The sequence below is a fragment of the Cellulomonas sp. P4_B5_2 genome (assembly GCF_056402235.1).
This window is the reverse complement of the sequence record NZ_JBFUHU010000296.1, coordinates 1-4,686: the sequence shown is the minus strand read 5'-3', so window position 1 is coordinate 4,686 and position 4,686 is coordinate 1. Positions and strand designations below refer to the sequence as shown.

General features: G+C 72.8%; 3 protein-coding genes. All 3 read left to right on the top strand.

Translation table 11 applies throughout. The features are described from left to right. On the top strand, positions 1-3,506 hold a 3,506-nt coding region (mfd, locus tag AC1DUQ_RS17845; RefSeq protein ID WP_477074256.1), incomplete at its 5' end, for a transcription-repair coupling factor. 10 nt (positions 3,507-3,516) lie between these two features. Next, on the top strand, positions 3,517-4,152 hold the full coding sequence (locus tag AC1DUQ_RS17840; protein ID WP_477074255.1) for a hypothetical protein: 636 nt from the start codon (positions 3,517-3,519) through the stop codon (positions 4,150-4,152). Beyond that, on the top strand, positions 4,149-4,686 hold a 538-nt coding region (locus AC1DUQ_RS17835), incomplete at its 3' end, for a MazG family protein (protein ID WP_477074254.1). The genes AC1DUQ_RS17840 and AC1DUQ_RS17835, both read left to right, overlap by 4 nt.

The window sequence follows — 4,686 nt, the reverse complement described above, 5'->3', positions numbered from 1 at the left end:
CCACCGGCCGGGACGCCGACGAGCTGGCCGCCGCGGTCCGGTGCTACCTGCCGGCCGACGACGTCGCGGTCCTGCCGTCGTGGGAGACGCTCCCGCACGAGCGCCTCTCGCCCCGCAGCGACACGGTCGCCCGCCGGCTGGCGGTGTTCCGCAGGCTGGCGCACCCGGAGACCGAGGGCCACGCCGGTCCGGTCCGGGTGCTGGTGATGCCCGTGCGCGCGCTGCTGCAGCCCGTGGTCGAGGGGCTCGGAGAGCTGGAGCCGGTCTCGATCAGCACGGGCGACCGGGTGGACCTGGCGGACCTCGCGGAGAAGCTGGTCGCGGCCGCCTACACGCGCGTGGACATGGTGGAGAAGCGCGGCGAGTTCGCGGTGYGCGGCGGGATCATCGACGTGTTCCCGCCCACCGAGGACCACCCGCTGCGCGTGGAGCTGTGGGGTGAGGACGTCGAGGAGATCCGCTGGTTCTCGATCGCCGACCAGCGCAGCCTCGAGGTGGCCGACCACGGCGTGTGGGCGCCGCCGTGCCGGGAGATCCTGCTGACCGACGCCGTGCGCGCCAGGGCCACCGAGCTCATCCCGCAGCTGCCGGGCGCGGTCGACATGCTGGACAAGCTGGCGCAGGGCATCGCGGTCGAGGGCATGGAGTCGCTGGCGCCCGCGCTGGTGGAGTCGATGGTGCCGGTGCTCGACCTGGTGGGCGACGACAGCCTGCTGGTCATGGTCGACCCGGAGCGCGTGCGGCGACGGGCGCACGACCTCGTGGCCACCACGCAGGAGTTCCTCGAGGCCGCGTGGACGTCCGCCGCGGCCGGTGCGGCGACCCCGCTGGACCTCTCGGCGGCGAGCTTCGCCTCGTTCGCCGAGATCCGCGGGCTCGCGGCCGTGCGCGGCCTCGGCTGGTGGACGCTGTCGCCGTTCTCCCTGGACGTCGACGCCACGGAGGCGGCGAAGCCCGACGACTTCTACGAGGGCGCGACCGGCACGGGGCACACCGCGGCGCGCAACCTCGCGCCCGGCGAGATCCAGCCGATGGCCGACGACCTCGCGGCGACCGCGCAGACCCTCGTGATCGCGGCGCGGGACGTCGAGCGCTACCGCGGGGAGGTCGCCCGCGCGGTGGCCGACGTGCGCGTGCTGCAGCAGTCCGGCTGGCGGCTGGTGCTGGCCACCGAGGGGCACGGTCCCGCGCAGCGCATGGTCGAGCAGCTGCGTGCCGCGGAGGTCCCGGCGCGGCTCGTCGGCACGATCACCGAGGAGCCCGAGGGCGGCGTCGTCCTCGTCGTGCCCGCCCCCGTCGGCCCCGGCTTCGTGGCCGAGCCCCTGCACCTCGCGGTGTTCTCCGAGTCGGACCTCACGGGCCGTGCCGGGACCAGCACCCGCGACATGCGCCGCATGCCCAGCCGGCGCCGCAACGTGGTCGACCCCCTGCAGCTGCGCCCGCACGACTACGTGGTGCACGAGCAGCACGGCGTGGGCCGTTTCGTGGAGTTGGTGCAGCGGACCATCGGCACCGGTGCCAACGCGGCGACGCGCGAGTACCTGGTGATCGAGTACGCGTCGAGCAAGCGCGGCCAGCCCGGGGACCGGTTGTTCGTTCCCAGCGACCAGCTGGACCAGGTCACCAAGTACGTGGGCGGCGAGGCGCCGTCGCTGTCCAAGATGGGCGGCGGCGACTGGGCCAAGACCAAGGGCCGGGCCAAGAAGGCCGTCAAGGAGATCGCCGCCGAGCTCATCCGGCTGTACTCCGCGCGCATGGCCACGGCGGGGCACGCGTTCGGCCCGGACACCCCGTGGCAGCGCGAGCTCGAGGACGCGTTCGCGTACGTGGAGACCCCGGACCAGGCCGCGACCATCGACGAGGTCAAGGCCGACATGGAGAAGCCGRTCCCGATGGACCGCSTSGTCWKCGGYGACGTCGGCTACGGCAAGACCGAGATCGCSGTGCGSGCCGCGTTCAAGGCGGTGCAGGACGGCAAGCAGGTCGCGATCCTGGTGCCGACGACCCTCCTGGTGCAGCAGCACCTCGACACGTTCTCCGAGCGGTACAGCGCGTTCCCGGTCACCGTGAAGGCGCTCAGCCGGTTCCAGTCGCCGAAGGAGTCGAAGGAGGTCGTCGCCGGCCTGTCCGACGGGACGGTCGACGTGGTCATCGGCACGCACCGGCTCATCACCGGCGAGGTGCGGTTCAAGGACCTCGGCCTGGTGGTGATCGACGAGGAGCAGCGGTTCGGCGTCGAGCACAAGGAGACGCTCAAGGCTCTGCKCACCAACGTCGACGTGCTGGCGATGAGCGCGACCCCGATCCCGCGCACGCTGGAGATGGCGGTGACCGGCATCCGTGAGATGTCGACGCTGGCCACCCCGCCCGAGGAGCGGCACCCGGTCCTGACGTTCGTCGGCGCGTACGACGAGAAGCAGATCAGCGCGGCGATCCGGCGTGAGCTCCTGCGCGAGGGCCAGGTGTTCTACGTGCACAACAAGGTCGACTCGATCGAGAAGACCGCGTCGCGCCTGATGGAGCTGGTCCCCGAGGCGAGGGTCGCGGTGGCGCACGGGAAGATGAACGAGCACCAGCTCGAGCAGGTGATCGTCGACTTCTGGGAGAAGCGGTTCGACGTCCTGGTCTGCACGACCATCGTCGAGACCGGCCTGGACATCTCCAACGCGAACACCCTGATCCTCGAGCGCGCCGACCTGCTGGGCCTCTCTCAGCTGCACCAGCTGCGCGGCCGGGTGGGCCGAGGGCGCGAGCGGGCGTACTCCTACTTCCTGTACCCGCCGGAGAAGCCCCTGACGGAGACCGCGCACGACCGGCTCCAGACGATCGCGGCGAACACCGACCTCGGCGCCGGCATGGCGGTCGCGATGAAGGACCTCGAGATCCGCGGCGCCGGCAACCTGCTGGGCGGCGAGCAGTCCGGGCACATCGAGGGCGTCGGCTTCGACCTCTACATCCGCATGGTCGGCGAGGCGGTGGCCAACTTCCGCGGTGACGTGGAGGAGGAGGTCCCCGACGTCACCATCGAGCTGCCGGTCGACGCGCACATCCCGCACGACTACATCGCGCACGAGCGGCTGCGCCTCGAGGCGTACCGGAAGATCGCGGCGGCGGCGGACTCGGCGGCCCTCGGCGAGGTCCGGGCCGAGCTGGTGGACCGCTACGGCGCGGTGCCGGCCGCGGTCGACAACCTGTTCGAGGTGGCCGAGTTCCGCCAGCACGTGCGCAACAGCGGGCTGTCGGACGTGACCGCGCAGGGCAAGTTCATCCGGTTCGCGCCGGTGGATCTGCCCGAGTCCGCCCAGCTGCGCCTGAAGCGGCTCTACCCAGGGTCGGTGCTCAAGCCCGCGGTGCGGACGGTGCTGGTGCCCTGGCCGATGACGGCACGCATCGGCGGCAAGCCGGTGCAGGGCCGCGAGGTCATGCTCTGGGCCAGGCAGTTCATCGACGCGATCGTGCGGGGCGACGTCTCGGCGGCGGCGACGGTGGRCGCCGCGCGCAGGTGAGGGCCCTACGATGACCCCGATCGACGAGCGACGACGCAGGAGGTCTCAGGTGGCGGTGCAGTGGCGTGCGGGAGTGCGGGCAGCGGGTGTGCTCGTCGCGCTCGCGACGACGGCCGGTCTGGCGGGGTGCGCCGGGCAGCCCGGCGCGGCCGCGGTGGTCGACGGCACGGCGATCCCCACCGCGGACGTGAGCGCGGCGCTCGAGGAGCTCGCACCGTGGTTCCAGGGCGTGACGACGACCAACGTCCTCGCCGTGCTCGTGCAGGAGCCCACCGTGGTCGAGCTCGCGGCCGAGAAGGGCGTCGGTGTCTCGGACGAGGACGCCGAGGCGCTGCTCGCCCAGGTGGTGCAGCAGAAGGTGCAGGGCGCGACGGCCACGTTCACCGACCCGTCGCTGGCCGTCGCCCGCTACTCGATCGCGTACACCAACCTGCAGGGGCTCCCGGAGGACGAGGGTATCGGCGACGAGATCGACGCGCGCCTGCGTGAGCTCGACGTGGAGGTGAACCCGCGGTTCGCCTCGCTGGCGGACGGCAACCAGGTGGCCGAACCCGTCCCCGCCCCGTGGCTGGTCACCTCCGCGGCTCCGGCTCCCGACGACGAGTCGACGGAGCCTACGCCGGAGCCGACGCCCTCGGCGTCGTGACGGACCCGCAGCCGGACCCCCTGCGCGCCCTCGTGCGCGTGATGGACCGGCTGCGCTCGCCGGGCGGCTGCCCGTGGGACGCCCAGCAGACGCACGAGTCGCTGGTGCCGTACGTGCTCGAGGAGGCCCACGAGCTGGCGGAGGCGATCGAGACCGACGACCGCGCCGGGCTGCGCGAGGAGCTGGGTGACCTGCTCCTGCAGGTGGTGTTCCACGCCCGCATCGCCACCGAGCACCCCACCGACCCGTTCGACGTGGACGACGTCGCCGCGGACCTCGCCGCCAAGCTGGTGCGCCGGCACCCCCACGTCTTCGAGGGCGCTCCGGTCGAGGGCGACGTGCACGTGCAGTGGGACCGGCTGAAGAACGCGGAGAAGCAGCGCGGGTCGGCACTCGACGGGATCCCGCTGGCGATCGGCGCGCTCGCGCGCGGGCAGAAGGTGCTGGCGCGTGCGCAGCGGGCCGGGATCGACGCCGCGGGACTCGCTCGCGACGTGGACCCGGCCGACGAGGTCGGTCGGCGGCTCCTCGCCG